Origin of the sequence: Streptomyces sp. Z423-1 (genome assembly GCF_013009255.1) — a bacterium.
GTDB lineage: Bacteria > Actinomycetota > Actinomycetes > Streptomycetales > Streptomycetaceae > Streptomyces > Streptomyces gossypiisoli.
On record NZ_CP053109.1, the window covers coordinates 1200197 to 1213969 of the forward strand.

Annotated in this window: 16 protein-coding genes and 2 pseudogenes; 8 read left to right on the forward strand and 10 right to left on the reverse strand. The window is 72.2% G+C overall.

The features are described 5' to 3' along the window. Positions 1-78: 78 nt before the first annotated feature. Complete coding sequence (locus HJD23_RS05505) at positions 79-891, reverse strand: RNA polymerase sigma factor SigF (RefSeq protein WP_171109456.1); 813 nt, start codon at positions 889-891, stop codon at positions 79-81. 252 nt (positions 892-1143) lie between these two features. On the opposite strand from HJD23_RS05505, the gene HJD23_RS05510 reads away from it, so the two are divergent. The 4 genes from HJD23_RS05510 to HJD23_RS05525 all read left to right on the forward strand — a co-directional run bounded on the left by HJD23_RS05510 (position 1144) and on the right by HJD23_RS05525 (position 4416). Beyond that, complete coding sequence (locus HJD23_RS05510) at positions 1144-2937, forward strand: thiamine pyrophosphate-requiring protein (protein ID WP_171109455.1); 1794 nt, start codon at positions 1144-1146, stop codon at positions 2935-2937. Between the two features lie 62 nt (positions 2938-2999). Next, positions 3000-3380, forward strand: a complete 381-nt coding sequence (locus HJD23_RS05515; RefSeq protein ID WP_171111541.1) for a DUF2795 domain-containing protein — start codon at positions 3000-3002, stop codon at positions 3378-3380. Between the two features lie 2 nt (positions 3381-3382). Next, on the forward strand, positions 3383-3838 hold the full coding sequence (locus HJD23_RS05520) for a CBS domain-containing protein (protein ID WP_171111539.1): 456 nt from the start codon (positions 3383-3385) through the stop codon (positions 3836-3838). A 35-nt stretch (positions 3839-3873) separates the two neighbouring features. Beyond that, positions 3874-4416 (forward strand): type 1 glutamine amidotransferase domain-containing protein, encoded by a 543-nt coding sequence (locus tag HJD23_RS05525; protein WP_171109454.1) that lies wholly within the window; start codon positions 3874-3876, stop codon positions 4414-4416. A 224-nt stretch (positions 4417-4640) separates the two neighbouring features. On the opposite strand, the pseudogene HJD23_RS05530 reads toward HJD23_RS05525, so the two are convergent. Next, a pseudogene (locus HJD23_RS05530) lies at positions 4641-4886 on the reverse strand (DUF6158 family protein); the annotation flags it as partial. Positions 4887-4943: 57 nt separating this feature from the next. On the opposite strand from HJD23_RS05530, the gene HJD23_RS05535 reads away from it, so the two are divergent. Next, entirely contained in the window at positions 4944-6068 is a 1125-nt protein-coding gene (locus HJD23_RS05535) for a Vms1/Ankzf1 family peptidyl-tRNA hydrolase (RefSeq protein WP_171109453.1), read from the forward strand. A 35-nt stretch (positions 6069-6103) separates the two neighbouring features. Here HJD23_RS05535 and HJD23_RS05540 read toward each other — a convergent pair whose 3' ends face one another. Both HJD23_RS05540 and HJD23_RS05545 read right to left on the reverse strand, forming a co-directional pair. Continuing rightward, positions 6104-7723, reverse strand: a complete 1620-nt coding sequence (locus HJD23_RS05540) for an ATP-binding cassette domain-containing protein (RefSeq protein WP_171109452.1) — start codon at positions 7721-7723, stop codon at positions 6104-6106. A 70-nt stretch (positions 7724-7793) separates the two neighbouring features. Next, the gene (locus HJD23_RS05545) at positions 7794-8459 is read right to left on the reverse strand and encodes a histidine phosphatase family protein (RefSeq protein WP_171109451.1); all 666 of its coding nucleotides are present in this window, start codon (positions 8457-8459) and stop codon (positions 7794-7796) included. Positions 8460-8530: 71 nt separating this feature from the next. Between HJD23_RS05545 and HJD23_RS05550 the strand changes: the two genes are divergently transcribed. From HJD23_RS05550 to HJD23_RS05560, 3 genes are all read left to right on the forward strand, one after another. Further along, entirely contained in the window at positions 8531-10027 is a 1497-nt protein-coding gene (locus HJD23_RS05550; protein WP_171109450.1) for a phosphatase PAP2 family protein, read from the forward strand. Between the two features lie 101 nt (positions 10028-10128). After that, positions 10129-10950: a class I SAM-dependent methyltransferase gene (locus HJD23_RS05555; RefSeq protein ID WP_171109449.1), complete on the forward strand. Its 822-nt coding sequence runs from the start codon at positions 10129-10131 to the stop codon at positions 10948-10950. Positions 10951-10990: 40 nt separating this feature from the next. Continuing rightward, positions 10991-11161 (forward strand): hydrophobic protein, encoded by a 171-nt coding sequence (locus HJD23_RS05560; RefSeq protein WP_141307543.1) that lies wholly within the window; start codon positions 10991-10993, stop codon positions 11159-11161. A gap of 15 nt (positions 11162-11176) precedes the next feature. Here the strand turns inward: HJD23_RS05560 and HJD23_RS05565 are convergent, their stop codons facing one another. From HJD23_RS05565 to HJD23_RS05595, 6 genes and pseudogenes are all read right to left on the reverse strand, one after another. Next, complete coding sequence (locus tag HJD23_RS05565) at positions 11177-11461, reverse strand: gas vesicle protein K (protein WP_171109448.1); 285 nt, start codon at positions 11459-11461, stop codon at positions 11177-11179. A gap of 6 nt (positions 11462-11467) precedes the next feature. Beyond that, positions 11468-11563: pseudogene (locus HJD23_RS43455) on the reverse strand (hypothetical protein); the annotation flags it as partial. Between the two features lie 79 nt (positions 11564-11642). Beyond that, positions 11643-12431 (reverse strand): GvpL/GvpF family gas vesicle protein, encoded by a 789-nt coding sequence (locus HJD23_RS05575; RefSeq protein ID WP_171109446.1) that lies wholly within the window; start codon positions 12429-12431, stop codon positions 11643-11645. Beyond that, a complete protein-coding gene (locus HJD23_RS05580) occupies positions 12428-12754 on the reverse strand; it encodes a gas vesicle protein (protein ID WP_171109445.1) in 327 nt (108 codons plus the stop codon). The genes HJD23_RS05575 and HJD23_RS05580 overlap by 4 nt, the downstream gene beginning before the upstream one ends. Continuing rightward, entirely contained in the window at positions 12751-13512 is a 762-nt protein-coding gene (locus tag HJD23_RS43460; protein WP_240980636.1) for a hypothetical protein, read from the reverse strand. The genes HJD23_RS05580 and HJD23_RS43460 overlap by 4 nt, the downstream gene beginning before the upstream one ends. Then, entirely contained in the window at positions 13509-13772 is a 264-nt protein-coding gene (locus HJD23_RS05595; protein WP_171109444.1) for a gas vesicle protein GvpG, read from the reverse strand. The genes HJD23_RS43460 and HJD23_RS05595 overlap by 4 nt, the downstream gene beginning before the upstream one ends. Position 13773 lies beyond the last annotated feature (1 nt).

Here is a 13773-nt window from a genome sequence, read left to right on the forward strand (position 1 = left end):
GGCTGTATCAATCTGCGGCTCCGCCGCGTGGGCGCGCTCAACCACACACAGCCCGCACCCGGCACACCGCAGAACCCCCTAGGCGGCCCCCCGCATGACCTCTTCCCGCACCCGATCACACGACCGACTGATCAACCGAGACACATGCATCTGCGAAATCCCCAACTGCTCCGCGATCCGACTCTGCGTCATGTCCCGGAAGAACCGCATGTACAGAATCGCCCGCTCCCGCTCCGGCAACGCGGCCAGCCGAGGCTTCACCGCCTCCCGGTCCACCACCGTGTCCAGCGCGGGATCCGCCGATCCGAGCGCGTCGCCGAGCGAGTACCCGTCGTCGCTGCCCGGCAGCTCCGCGTCCAGCGACAACGCGCTGAAGCTCTCCAGCGCCTCCAGCCCGGCCCGCACGTCCTCCTCGCTCATGTCGGCATGCTCGGCGATCTCGGCCACACTCGGCTGCCGCCCGGAAGCACCGGCACCCTGGACGCCCGCCGACAGCTCCTGCACGGCGATCCGCACCCGATTGCGCAGGTCCTGTACCCGGCGCGGCACATGCAACGTCCACATGTGATCCCGGAAGTGCCGCTTGATCTCGCCGGTGACCGTGGGCACGGCATAGCTCTCGAACGCGTTGCCGCGCGCGGGGTCGTACCGGTCGACGGCCTTCACCAGCCCGAGGGCGGCGACCTGGCGCAGGTCGTCGTAGCTCTCGCCGCGGCTGCGGAACCGGCCGGCCAGCCGCTGAGCCATGGGCAGCCAGGCCTCGACGATCTCGTCGCGCAGCGCGTCGCGCTCGGGCCCGCCGGGCAGTTCGGCCAGGCGGCGGAAGGCGTCGGCGGTGTCGGGGGCGTCGTCGTGGGGGTGGTGCTTGGCGCTCACTGGGGTGGTTCGCATGATGCGTCGCAACTCCCTTGGCAGTGCTGTGCGTTGGACGGTCACCGTGGGAGCGCGTACACGGTCCGGACGGACGCACGCGGGGCCGGTCGGGCCGCTCCCACGGACGTGCCTCCTGTCCGAAGCACTGAGTCGCGCCTGCCCCTGGCCCCTGGGCGCAAACACCACCCGCACCGGGGTTTTCCGGGTGCCCGGAGGGTGACTCGGAACGTGAGCCGCCCATGTCGTTCGTCACGTCCTGGAGGTCCCTCCATGAGCACCAAGGTCTCCGACCACGTCCTGCAGCGGCTGCGCGAGTGGGGAGTGGAACACGTCTTCGGCTACCCCGGCGACGGCATCAACGGGCTGCTCGCCGCCTGGGGCCGCGCCGACGACCAGCCGCGCTTCATCCAGTCCCGGCACGAGGAGATGTCGGCGTTCCAGGCGGTCGGTTACGCCAAGTTCAGCGGCCGTCTCGGAGTGTGCGCGGCGACGTCGGGACCGGGTGCGATCCACCTGCTCAACGGGTTGTACGACGCCAAGCTCGACCACGTGCCGGTGCTGGCGGTCGTCGGCCAGACGGACCGCACGGCGATGGGCGGCTCGTACCAGCAGGAGGTGGACCTGCACACGCTGTTCAAGGACGTCGCCTCGGACTTCGTGGAGACGGTGACGGTGTCCGAGCAGCTGCCCAACGTGCTCGACCGGGCGATCCGCACCGCGTACGCGCGCCGCGCCCCCACGGCGGTGATCATTCCCGGGGATGTGCAGGAGCTCGACTACTCGCCGCCGACGCACGAGTTCAAGATGGTGCCCTCCAGCCTGGACCGCAGCGCCTGGACGGCGATTCCCTCCGAGGACGCCCTGCGCCGGGCGGCGGAGGTGCTCAACGCCGGTGACAAGGTGGCCATCCTGATCGGCCAGGGCGCGGCGGGCGCCCGGGCGCAGGTGGAGACGATCGCCGAGCTGCTCGGCGCGGGCGTCGCCAAGGCGCTGCTCGGCAAGGACGCGCTGAGCGACGAACTGCCGTACGTCACCGGCGCGATCGGCCTGCTGGGCACCCGTCCGTCGTACGAGCTGATGCGCGACTGCGACACGCTGCTGACCATCGGCTCCTCGTTCCCGTACACGCAGTTCATGCCGGAGTTCGGCAAGGCGCGCGGGGTGCAGATCGACATCGACCCGCACATGGTCGGGATGCGTTATCCGTACGAGGTGAATCTCGTCGGCGACGCCAGGGAGACCCTCCAGCGGCTCATCCCGCTGGTGGACACCGACCGTGGGCGCGAGTGGTACGAGACGGTGTGCGACAACGTGCGGCACTGGCGGCAGGTGATGGAGCGCCGGGCGGGGCTGTCGGCGGACCCGATCAACCCGGAGTACGTGGCCCGGGCGCTGGACCCGCTGCTGCCCGAGAACGCGATCGTCACGTCCGACTCGGGTTCGGCGGCCAACTGGTACGCCCGCCATCTGACGATGCGCGGCAGCATGCGCTCCTCGCTCTCCGGGACGCTGGCGACGATGGGCTGCGGGGTGCCGTACGCGATCGGCGCGAAGTTCGCCCACCCGGACCGGCCCGCGATCGCGCTGGTCGGCGACGGGGCGATGCAGATGAACGGGCTGGCGGAGCTGATCACGGCGGCGAAGTACCAGGGCCGCTGGCAGGATCCGCGGCTGGTGGTCGCCGTGTGGAACAACCAGGACCTGAACCAGGTCACCTGGGAGATGCGGGCCATGGAGGGCGCGCCGTCCTTCCTGCCCTCGCAAGCGCTGCCGGACGTGCAGTACGCCGCCTTCGCCCGCTCGCTCGGCCTGACCGGGGTCCGGGTGGAGAAGCCGGAGGACGTCGAGGCGGGCTGGCGGGCCGGTCTGGAGGCCGACGGGCCGGCGGTGATCGAGTTCCTGACCGACCCGGCGGTGCCGCCGATCCCGCCGCACGCCACGTGGGAGCAGATGGAGGCGACGGCCGCGTCGATCCTGAAGGGCGACGCCGACCGGGGCTCCATGGTCAAGCAGGGCTTCAAGGCGAAGGTGCAGGAGTTCCTGCCGGGACGGGAGAAGAAGTGACCCTGTGTCGCCGCCCGCCCTTCGGGTACGCGGTGCGCGACCCCGAAGATCTGGAGCACGACATGCAGCGAGGCAGTGACCGGCTCAGCGTCCACCGGGACGAGGAGATGAAGCACGAACTGCAGGGGCTGCTCAGGTCGGGCCACCCCACCCGCTCGGAGGAGTGGCACGACCCCGAGCCCACCGCCGAGGACGACCCGCGCATCGCGGGCGGCCCGGTCATGCCGGGCTCGCTGGCGGAGGTCCGGCTGGAACTGGGCCGGATTCTGGGGCGCAGCGCGTTCCCCGCGGGCCCGGGCGACCTGATGAGCGCCCTGCGCCGGCGCAACGCGCCCGACGCCCTGATCGAGCCGTTGCGGCGGCTGCCCCGCTCGGCCCGCTACGTCAACGTGCAGGAGCTGGCCGAGGCCCTGACCCGCGGTGAGCGGCGGAGGGAGACGTGATGATGGCCGACTATGTGCGTGAAGTGATGACACCGGGGGTGGTGGCCGTCCGTCCGGACGCCTCGCTGGTGGAGGCGGCGCAGCTGATGCGCTCCCAGGACATCGGCGATGTCGTGGTGGCCGACGGGCAACGCGTGGTCGGGGTGCTGACCGACCGGGACATCACCGTGCGGGCGATCGCCGAGGGCATCGACCCGCTCACGGTGAGCGCCGCGTCGGTGTGCACACCGGACCCGGTGGTGGTCGGGCCGCAGGACCCGGTGTCGACGGCGGTGGCGCTGATGCGCGAGAAGGCCGTACGCCGCCTCCCGGTCGTCGAGGACGGCCTGCCCGTCGGGATGGTGAGCCTCGGGGACCTGGCGATGGCCCAGGACCCGGACAGCGCCCTCGCCGACATCAGCAGGGCCGCACCGGACGAGGCCACACGCCCCGCACCCGACATCCGGGGCCCGGTGTGAGGCCCGTCCAGCACATGGAAGGACGCTGAAGCATCATGCGTATCGCGTTTCTGACCGCGCCCGAGGGAGTCGAGCAGGTCGAGCTGACCGACCCCTGGAAGGCGGCCGCCGACGCCGGGCACGAACCGGTGCTGGTGTCGACGAAGAGCGGCGAGATCCAGGCCTTCGACCACCTCGACAAGGCGGACACGTTTCCCGTCGACGAGGTGGTGGGCGAGACCTCCGCGGACTCCTTCGGCGGCCTGGTGCTGCCGGGCGGGGTCGCCAACCCGGACTTCCTGCGGATGGACCCGAAGGCCGTGGCGTTCGTCCGGGACTTCTTCGAGCAGGGCCGTCCGGTGGCGGCGATCTGCCACGCGCCGTGGACGCTGGTCGAGGCCGATGTCGTACGGGGCCGGGTGCTGACCTCCTGGCCGAGCCTGCGGACCGACATCCGCAACGCGGGCGGCACCTGGGTGGACGAGCAGGTGAAGGTGTGCGACCAAGGCACCAACAAGCTCGTCACCAGCCGTAAGCCGGGCGACCTGAAGGCGTTCTGCGAGACGTTCCTGGAGGTGTTCGCGAAGGAGCCCGCGTAATCGCGCGTAATCGCGCAACCGGACGCCAACCGGACGGACCGAGCCGGGCCGGGTTCCGCGGCGCGGAGCCCGGCCCGAGCCGTGTCATACGCGCGGGGCCGGCGTCCGGGCCGGACTCACGGGCCGCCTGCGCGACCCGAGCCCCACTTGCCCACGGGGGTCTGCTCACCGCGGGGTCCGCGGGAGTCGCCGGAGTCGTGGGAGTCGCAGGTCCCGTCCCCGGCGCGTTCCCGGGCGCCGTCACGGGTGCGGCCGGGGGCGACGAAGCGGCGCGGGTTGCGACGCAGGTACTCGCCCTCCAGCTGGGCCATGCGTTCGTTGTGCGCGCGCAGCGCGTCGTTCGAGCCGTACAGCAGGGTGTCGTGGCGCGTGCGGTGAATGGTCTCCAGCTCTTTCATGAGCTGCTGATCATCCAGCCGGCCCGGGTCGACTCCGGTCATCATGGTGCCCCGCTCGTCGTGTTCTCTCATGCGGTACGGGTACCCGCCCGGCAAGCAAAACCCCCGAGCGGCAACCGGGAGGGAGCCATGGATCTCGCGTTCCTGCATCCACTCTACGAACATCCGGGCCCGTGGGCCTCCGTGTACGTGGACCTGTCACGGCACACGGAGGACACGCCCCACGAGCGGCATCTGACGGCCGAGGCGATGTCCCGGGAGCTCGCGGGGCAGGGTGCCGACGAGGCCACCTGCCGTGCCGTGCGGGACGCGATCGAGGAGCTGAAGCACTCGCCGGAGCCGCACGGCCGCGCCCTGTTCGCCCGTGCGGGTGCGGTGGTCCTCGACCCGCCGCTGGCCCGCGCCCCGCAGGGCGGCTGGGCCGAGTGGGCGTCGCTGCCCCGGGCCACCCCGCTGCTGGACCTGACCGGCGAGGACGCGGTGGCCGTGGTGGCGTACATCGACCGCCGGGGCGCCGAGTTCGAGCTGCGCAGCGCGCTGGCCCGGGAGACGGCCGGTTCGGTCACCGGACGCCAGTGGCCCGTGCACCGGACGAGCACCGTCGACTGGTCGGAGCGGCACTTCCAGCTGCGGGTGGAGAACACCTGGGAGCACAACGCGGCGGAGATCGCCGACGCGCTCGCCGTCTGCCAGGAGGAGACCCGTGCCGACCTGCTGATTCTCGTCGGGGAGGACCGGGAGCGGCGGGCCGTGCACGAGCGGCTGCCCAAGCGGCTCCACGACCGTGTGGTGGAGGCCCCGCACGGAGCGGGCAGCCGGCTGCTCGACGCGGACGTGGAGGAGGCCCGCGCCACCCATGTGCGCCGGCATGCCGAGGCGGAGCTGGAGCGGTTCCTGGCCGCCCGCGCACCGGACGACGAGGGCCGTGCCGGGGCGGCGGAGGGCGTACCCGCGCTGATCGAGGCGGCGCGCGAGCACCGTATCGACGAGCTGGTGGTCCGCCCGGACGGCGGCGACACGCACCGCGAGGTGTGGATCGGCGAGGACCCCGACCAGCTGGCGGTGCGCCGTACGGACCTGAAGATCCTCGGCGAACAGCACTCCTGGTCCGCCCGCGCGGACGACGCCCTGATCAGGTCGGCGGTCGCGACGAACGCCCCGGCGATCTCCCTGGCCCCGGTCGAGGCGGCCCGGGAGCAGGACGTGCCGGTGGGCGGCCTGGGCGCGCTGCTGCGCTGGACCGAACCGGAATAGGGCCTGCCGTTGGGACGCGATCCGGACGGCAGGCCCTACCGGGCCCGCTCCACCCGCCGCTCGTCCCACACCGGCTCCGGGGTCTCCCGGACCCGGCCGTCGCTGCCGAAGACCAGGAAGCGGTCGAAGGAGCGGGCGAACCAGCGGTCGTGCGTGACCGCGAGGACCGTGCCGTCGAACGCCTCCAGGCCCTCCTGGAGCGCCTCGGCGGACTCCAGGTCGAGGTTGTCGGTCGGCTCGTCGAGGAGCAGGGCGGTGGCGCCCTGGAGTTCCAGCAGCAGGATCTGGAAGCGGGCCTGCTGGCCGCCGGAGAGCCGGTCGAAGCTCTGTTCGGCCTGGCCGGTCAGCTCGTAGCGCCGCAGCCGGGACATGGCGGCGCCGCGGTCCTGGGCGTGCTCCCGCCACAGGATGTCGAGCAGGGAGCGGCCCATGAGCTCGGGGTGGGCGTGCGTCTGCGCGAAGTGGCCGGGCACGACCCGCGCCCCGAGCTTCCACTCGCCCGTGTGGGACACGTCGTCCCCGGCGAGCAGCCGCAGGAAGTGCGACTTGCCGGAGCCGTTGGAGCCGAGGACGGCGACCCGTTCGCCGTAGAAGATCTCCAGGTCGAACGGCTTCATCAGCCCGGTGAGTTCGAGTCCCGTGCACGTGATGGCCCGTACGCCGGTACGGCCGCCCTTGAGCCGCATGGTGATGTCCTGCTCGCGCGGCGGCTCCGGCGGCGGTCCGGCCTCCTCGAACTTGCGCAGCCGGGTCTGGGCGGCCGCGTACCGGGACGCCATCTCGTGGCTGACCGCCGCGGCCTGACGGAGGTTCAGCACCAGCTTCTTCAGCTGGGCGTGCTTCTCGTCCCAGCGTTTGCGCAACTCCTCGAAACGGGCGAAGCGTTCCCGCCGGGCCTCGTGGTAGGTGGCGAAGCCGCCGCCGTGCACCCAGGCGTCGGCGCCGGCCGGGCCGGGCTCGACGGAGACGATCTTCTCGGCGGTGCGGGCGAGCAGCTCCCGGTCGTGGGAGACGAAGAGCACCGTCTTGCGGGTCTCGGTGAGGCGCTCCTCCAGCCAGCGTTTGCCGGGTACGTCGAGGTAGTTGTCGGGCTCGTCGAGCAGCAGCACCTCGTCGGTGCCGCGCAGCAGCGCCTCCAGCACGAGCCGCTTCTGCTCGCCGCCGGAGAGCGTCCGCACCTGCCGCCACTGCGCCTTGTCGTACGGCATCCCGAGCGCGGCCGTGGTGCACATGTCCCACAGCGTCTCCGCCTCGTAGCCGCGTGCCTCGGCCCAGTCGGCGAGCGCCTGCGCGTACGTCAGCTGGGCGGCCTCGTCGTCGACCGTCATGATGGCGTGCTCGGCCGCGTCGACGGCCTCGGCGGCCTCGCGGATGCGGGGCGGCGCCACCGACACCAGCAGGTCGCGTACGGTCGTGTCGTCCCGTACGGATCCCACGAACTGCCGCATCACGCCGAGCCCACCGCTCACGGCGACGGTGCCGCCGTGCGGCTTCAGCTCGCCGGAGAGCAGCCGGAGCAGGGTGGTCTTGCCGGCGCCGTTGGGCCCGACGAGGGCGACGACGGCACCCTCGCCCACCCGGAAGGACACATCGCCCAGCAGGGTCCTCCCGTCGGGGAGGTGGTACTCGATGTGCGCGGCTTCCAGATGTCCCATGGGGCCGCATTGTGCGGGCGGGCGGCGTGGTGCGGCAAACCGTTATCGCGCCGGGCGCGCTCCGGGGCGGCTACTGCGGGTGTCCCGCCTCGTCCACCCGGTGCCCCGTGGGTCCGCCCTCGCCCGTCGGTGTGACCGTTGCGCCTGCCCAGGTCAGGGCCTTCCAGCCGTCGGTCGGGGAGCCTTCGAGGATCACGACGCCGGTGTTGTCCAGGGGGTGGGCGGCGGCGAAGGCCACGTCGACGTTGTCGGCGCGGGCGGCCGTCCACATGCGGATCGCGGCGCCGTGGCTGACCATGGCGACGGTCCCGGCGCCGCTGCCTGCGGCCTCCGCGACCACGGCGTCGTACCGCGCGAGTGCCTCCGCGCCGCTCTCCCCGCCCGGCATCCGCAGGTCGGTCTCCCCGGCCGCCCAGGAGAACACGATCCGCATGTACTCCTCGCCGCGCTCCGAGTCGCCCGGCAGCATCTCCAGCTCGCCCGCCGACAGCTCACGGATGCCGTCGCGGACGATCACGTCGAGGCCGCGGGCCGCGGCGAGCGGCGCGGCGGTGAGCTGGGTGCGCACGAGCGTGGAGGCGTAGACGGCCTCGATGTCCTCGTCGGCGAGCGCGGCCGGCAGCGCGGCGGCCTGGCGTTCGCCCAGCTCGGTCAGGCCGGGGCCGGGGACGTCGGTGTCCAGCACGTAGGCGACGTTGGACGGGGTCTGGCCGTGGCGGACGAGCAGCAGGCGCATCTATGGTTCCTCCGAGTGCCGGTCACCACCGGCCGGGCAGAAAACGGCCACTTCAGGGTACCCGCCCCTGCATGAGCCCAGACGTCGACCTCACCGCCCCGAAACCCGGCCGCCACGCCCTGCGCGACCGGCTGCTCGCACTGGACTACCGGCTGTTCGAGTTCGCCGCCGCACGGAACTGGCCCGCCGCCGAACCCGTCCTGCCCCGGCTGAGCCGCGGCGCGAACCACGGTCTGCTGTGGTTCGCGACCGCCGGCGTCATCGCGGCGAGCCGCACCCCGAGGGGCCGCCGGGCCGCGGTACGCGGTGCGGCCTCCCTCGCCCTGGCCTCGGCCACCATCAACACCATCGGCAAGCGCAGCGTGCGCCGCCCCCGCCCGGATCTCGACCCGGTGCCGGCCGTCCGGCATCTGAAGCGGCAGCCGATCACCACGTCCTTCCCGTCCGGCCACTCCGCCTCCGCCGCGGCCTTCGCGACCGGCGTGGCCATGGAGTCCCCCACCTGGGGTGCCGTCGTCGCCCCGGTCGCGTTCTCGGTGGCGATGTCGCGCGTCTACACCGGCGTCCACTTCCCCAGCGACGTGCTGGCGGGCGCGGCCCTCGGCGTGGGTGCCGCGTTCGCCGTACGAGGGCTGGTGCCGACCCGCGACCAGGTCACGCTGCCGCCCCGGCCGCGCGCCGACGCCCCGGCGCTGCCCGAGGGCGAGGGGCTGGTCGTCGTCGCCAACACGGCGGCGGGCAGCTCCGACCGGGTACGGACGCTGCGGGACGCACTGCCCCGGGCGGAGGTCGTCGAGTGCGTGCCGGAGGACGTGCCGGACGAGTTGGAGAAGGCGGCCGCCCGGGCCCAGGTGCTCGGCGTGTGCGGGGGCGACGGCACGGTGAACGCGGCCGCCGAGATCGCCCTGCGCCGCCGTCTGCCGCTCGCCGTACTGCCCGGCGGCACCCTGAACCACTTCGCCCACGACCTCGGCGTGGAGGACGTCCGGACGCTGGTCCGGGCCATCCAGCAGGGCGACGCGGTCCGCGTGGACGTGGGCCGGTTCATGTGCGGCGAGAAGCAGGGCGTCTTCGTCAACACGTGCAGCCTGGGCGTCTATCCGGAGCTGGTGCGCGAGCGGGACCGCTGGTCCCACCGGATCGGCAGCTGGCCCGCCGGGGTGCTCGCGGCGCTGCGTGTCCTGCGCGCCGACCGGCATCCGCTGGAGGCCGAACTCGGCGGCAAGGCACGGCCGTTGTGGCTGCTGTTCGCCGGGAACGGCACCTACCACCGGATGGGGCTCGCACCGGCCCGCCGGATGGACCTCGCGGACGGCCGGTTCGACGTACGGGTCGTGCACGGCGGCCGGGGGCCCGCGCTGCGGCTGCTCGCCGCTGCCCTCGCCGGTCCGTTGACCCGCTCACCCGCCCACGCCGCCGTCCAGGTCCGCCGCCTGCGGCTGTCCGGCGTCGCCCCGGGCACGCTCCTCGCCTACGACGGCGAGGTCACCGAGGTGGCGGGCGAGGTGACGCTGGAGAAGGTACCGGAGGCGCTGGTGGTCTACCGGCCACTGCCCGAGTCGACCTGACAGCCCGTCAGTCCACATGGCAAAACCAACTGTCTCATCATTCGGCCGGACGCGTACGGTGGCGGAGGACGCCGACCGGTCGGACGAGAAGGGGTACCGCCATGCCGAAAGCGCAGGAGACCGCCGTCTACACGCACGGGCACCACGAGTCCGTGCTGCGGTCACACACCTGGCGGACGGCCGCCAACTCGGCGGCCTACCTCCTCGGCTCCCTGAAGCCGCACATGCGGATCCTGGACATCGGCTGCGGGCCCGGCACGATCACCGCCGATCTGGCCGCGCTGGTCCCGGACGGGCACGTCACCGGCGTCGACCGGGCGCCGGAGATCCTGGACCGGGCGCGCGCCACGGCCGCGGACCGGGGGCTGACCAACGTGGACTTCGCGGTCGGCGACGTGCACGCCCTGGACTTCCCCGACGACGCCTTCTGCGTGGTCCACGCCCACCAGGTGCTCCAGCACGTCGGTGATCCGGTGCAGGCGCTGCGCGAGATGACACGGGTGACGCGACCGGGCGGGCTGATCGCCGCCCGCGACGGGGACTACGCCGCGATGACCTGGTATCCCGCCTCACCCGGCCTGGACGACTGGCTGGAGCTGTACCAGCGGGTGGCCCGCGCCAACGGGGGCGAGCCGGACGCGGGGCGGCGGCTGAAGGCCTGGGCGCTGCGGGCGGGCCTCAGCGACATCACGGCCACGTCGAGCACCTGGACCTTCGCGACACCGGAGGAGCGGGAGTGGTGGAGCGGCCTGTGGGCGGACCGGACGCTGGCGTCCGTCTATGCGCGGCAGGCCACCGAGGGCGGTCACGCGACCGAGGAGCAGTTGCGGGCCATGGCTCGGGCCTGGCGGGAGTGGGGGAAAGCGGCCGACGGCTGGTTCGGCGTTCTGCACGGAGAAATTCTGTGCCGCAAGGAAGGCTGAAAAAGCGATTTCGGGAAACCCGGACGGCAGGAGGTTCATTATGGTTCCCATCCTGCTCGTACTGCTTCTCGTGCTGATTCTCTTCGGTGCCGGGTTCGCCGTCGAGGTGCTCTGGTGGATCGCCATCGCCGTGCTGGTCCTTTGGCTCCTGGGATTCCTGCTCCGTGGTACGACCGCGGCAGGAGGCAGGGGACGCTGGTACCGGTGGTGAACTGACCCGGGGGCGTCACTCCCGGGTCAGCAGAGGTCCGAGCGGCCCGAGGTCCAGGTTCAGGTCCTCGGGCCGCAGTCCGTAGCGCTCACGCAGCTCGGTCATACGGTCGTCGAGCAGCATCAGTGTGAGCCCGATCCGCTCCTCCTGCTCCTCGCTCAGGTCGCCCTCGTCGAACCGGCGCAGCGCCTGCCGTTCCATCAGCTGGCGCAGCAGTTCCACCACGGTCAGGACGAGTTTGACCAGGTCGCGTTCGACCGTGTCGGGCTCCAGGTCGAGTCGTTTGCGGGGAGCTGTCACGTCGGATCACCCCAGGGGGCCGGGACCTGTGCGTTCACGGAGCTGATCAGTGCGTTGAGGTCGATGCGGACGAGGTCGACGTCCGCGATGCGCAGGGTGATGTCGCCGGTGATCACCACGCCGCCGGCCAGGAGCCGGTCGAGCAGGTCCACCAGGGCGATCTCACGGCGTTCGATCACCGTCACGGCTTTTCCCCCGCGAAGGAATAGGCCGCCCAGGGGCCGGTGAGTTCCACCCGGATTCCCGGCATCTCGCCTTTCGTGCGGTCCACTATTTCCACGAACTCCTCGGACCGGGCGCGCGGCACCAGATAGGCCGCGTTCAGCACATTGCGGCCCGAGGCACCGGACAGCTGGGCGCTCTGGGGCGCGTGCAGCCGGGAGTCCTCGGCGTGCGCGGCGAGCCTTTCGTGCAGCCGGTCCGCGAACTCCTCGGCTTTCCTCAGTCCCGACTCGTGTTCTTTGACGCTCTGGCTGCGGCGCCGCAAATAGTCCCGCCCGGACATGGCCTTTCCGGCCGCCCAGCCGTTTTCCGTATCCGGGCCCTGCGGGGACTCCGCGGATTCCCCGGCCGCCGATTCGGCGTACACCTTCACGCCCCATTCCACCCGGCCCGCCAGCCGGTCCAGAGTGCGCAGGAAATCGCCCTCGCGGGCCTCCAGCATCATCCGTACGCCGCTGTCGTCCCGGAAGACCGTGCCCAGCCGGAGCGGCAGCGGCGTCGTCACCGTGGTGAGCGCGTCGATCACGCCCTGGTGGGCCCTGGCGGTGGCGGTGAGCCAGTCGAGGTCCTCCAGATGGGCGCGCAGCGGCTCCTCGGCGAAGTCCCGCTCCGGCACCGCGCTGACCACCGCTACCAGGCCGCGGTGGTGCAGCAGCTTGGGCGGCGCGCCCGCCACGCCCGTCAGCTGGGACTGCAGGGCCGCGTCGAAGGGGCGGCAGACGGCGTACACGTACCGCAGTCCGGTCATGGGCTCTCCTCCTGTGCGCGGCCGGTCTCCAGCGCCGCCAGTCGCTCGCGCAGCTCGGCGTTCTCCCGGGCGAGTTCGTTGCGGCGAGCGCCCGACGACAGGGCCGGGTCGTCCTCCCACCAGTCGATGCCCATCTCCTTCGCCTTGTCGACGGAGGCGACGATGAGCCGCAGTTTGATGGTGAGCAGTTCGATGTCGAGCAGGTTGATCCGGATGTCGCCGGCGATGACGACGCCCTTGTCGAGCACCCGCTCCAGGATGTCGGCGAGGTTGGCGCCCCCGCCGTGACCGTAGGGCTCGGGCATGCGGGTCGGTGACGTCATCGACGGCTCCGGGCGTCGGCGTACTCGTCGCGGTACTCGTCGTCGATCTCCTCGGGCTCCTCGGTGTCGCGGGTTTCCTCTGTCTCGTCGGGTTCCTCGGTCTCTTTCTGCGCTCCGGGTTCCCCTTCCGCGCGGGGTTCATGGCCGTGTACGACCTCGCCGTCGCGGATCTCCCCGCGCCGGCCCTGGGCGCGCCAGAGGTTTCCGGTCTTCTCGAACAGGCCCTTCGGGTAGTACTCGATCACCAGCAGGACCGGCTCTTCCGCGTCGCGCTCCACGTCGTCCGGCTCCTCGCCATGCGGCTCGTCCACGTACCGCTCTGCGTCGTCCGGCTCCCCCGCAGCTCGCTCCCCGGCGTCCGGCCCATCCCCAGCCCACTCCCCGGCGTCCGGCTCCCCGGCGTCCGGCTCCTCGGCGTCACGTTCCTCGTCGGCCGGTTCCTTCTCCCCGTACCCGAGGTCCCGTCCCTCCGGTACGGCTTCGCTCAGCCGCTCCCGCAGCCTCGCCGTCCGGTCGTGCAGGCGGTCGGCGAGGGTGTCGAGCTGCCGTTCCAGCAGGGCGCCCGTCGCCGCACCGCCGATGCCTCGCAGGTCCTGGCGGAGCTGGTCCCCGAGTTCCTTGAACTGCGGGTTGTTCCGCAGCCGCCCGGACACCAGGTCCGCGAGCGCCCGCGGGCCCGGGTTCATCCGTTTCAGTTTCCTCGTCCGTCCGAGGTCGTATCCGGCCCCTACCGCGAGGCCCAGTCCCACTCGGTTCATCGTGCTGTCCCGTTGCCCGTTCCCGCGCTGTGGCGCGAAGCGATCTCCAGCCGGTCGAGGAGTTCGTCCTCCTCCCGGTCGAACTCCTCCTCGCTGATCTCCCCGGCCTCCAGCCGCTCCTCCAGCCGGGCCAGTTCGGCCCGGATCGTGGCGGGGTCGTAGTAGATCCGCTCCGCCTCGTGGAGCACCTGCCCGATGACCCAGGCGCTGCCGCGCACCGGAGCGAACGGCAGCAGCAGCACCTCCGAGATCAGGCCCATG

Bases quoted from the DNA above. Each gene is read 5' to 3' on its own strand.
- HJD23_RS05520 (WP_171111539.1), top strand. From the start codon at position 3,383: ATGGCCGACTATGTGCGTGAAGTGATGACACCGGGGGTGGTGGCCGTC.
- HJD23_RS05540 (WP_171109452.1), bottom strand. From the start codon at position 7,723: ATGGGACATCTGGAAGCCGCGCACATCGAGTACCACCTCCCCGACGGG.
- HJD23_RS05535 (WP_171109453.1), top strand. From the start codon at position 4,944: ATGGATCTCGCGTTCCTGCATCCACTCTACGAACATCCGGGCCCGTGG.
- HJD23_RS43460 (WP_240980636.1), bottom strand. From the start codon at position 13,512: ATGAACCGAGTGGGACTGGGCCTCGCGGTAGGGGCCGGATACGACCTC.
- HJD23_RS05525 (WP_171109454.1), top strand. From the start codon at position 3,874: ATGCGTATCGCGTTTCTGACCGCGCCCGAGGGAGTCGAGCAGGTCGAG.
- HJD23_RS05505 (WP_171109456.1), bottom strand. From the start codon at position 891: ATGCGAACCACCCCAGTGAGCGCCAAGCACCACCCCCACGACGACGCC.
- HJD23_RS05545 (WP_171109451.1), bottom strand. From the start codon at position 8,459: ATGCGCCTGCTGCTCGTCCGCCACGGCCAGACCCCGTCCAACGTCGCC.
- HJD23_RS05580 (WP_171109445.1), bottom strand. From the start codon at position 12,754: ATGACGTCACCGACCCGCATGCCCGAGCCCTACGGTCACGGCGGGGGC.
- HJD23_RS05555 (WP_171109449.1), top strand. From the start codon at position 10,129: ATGCCGAAAGCGCAGGAGACCGCCGTCTACACGCACGGGCACCACGAG.
- HJD23_RS05595 (WP_171109444.1), bottom strand. From the start codon at position 13,772: ATGGGCCTGATCTCGGAGGTGCTGCTGCTGCCGTTCGCTCCGGTGCGC.
- HJD23_RS05510 (WP_171109455.1), top strand. From the start codon at position 1,144: ATGAGCACCAAGGTCTCCGACCACGTCCTGCAGCGGCTGCGCGAGTGG.
- HJD23_RS05550 (WP_171109450.1), top strand. From the start codon at position 8,531: ATGAGCCCAGACGTCGACCTCACCGCCCCGAAACCCGGCCGCCACGCC.
- HJD23_RS05560 (WP_141307543.1), top strand. From the start codon at position 10,991: ATGGTTCCCATCCTGCTCGTACTGCTTCTCGTGCTGATTCTCTTCGGT.
- HJD23_RS05515 (WP_171111541.1), top strand. From the start codon at position 3,000: ATGCAGCGAGGCAGTGACCGGCTCAGCGTCCACCGGGACGAGGAGATG.
- HJD23_RS05575 (WP_171109446.1), bottom strand. From the start codon at position 12,431: ATGACCGGACTGCGGTACGTGTACGCCGTCTGCCGCCCCTTCGACGCG.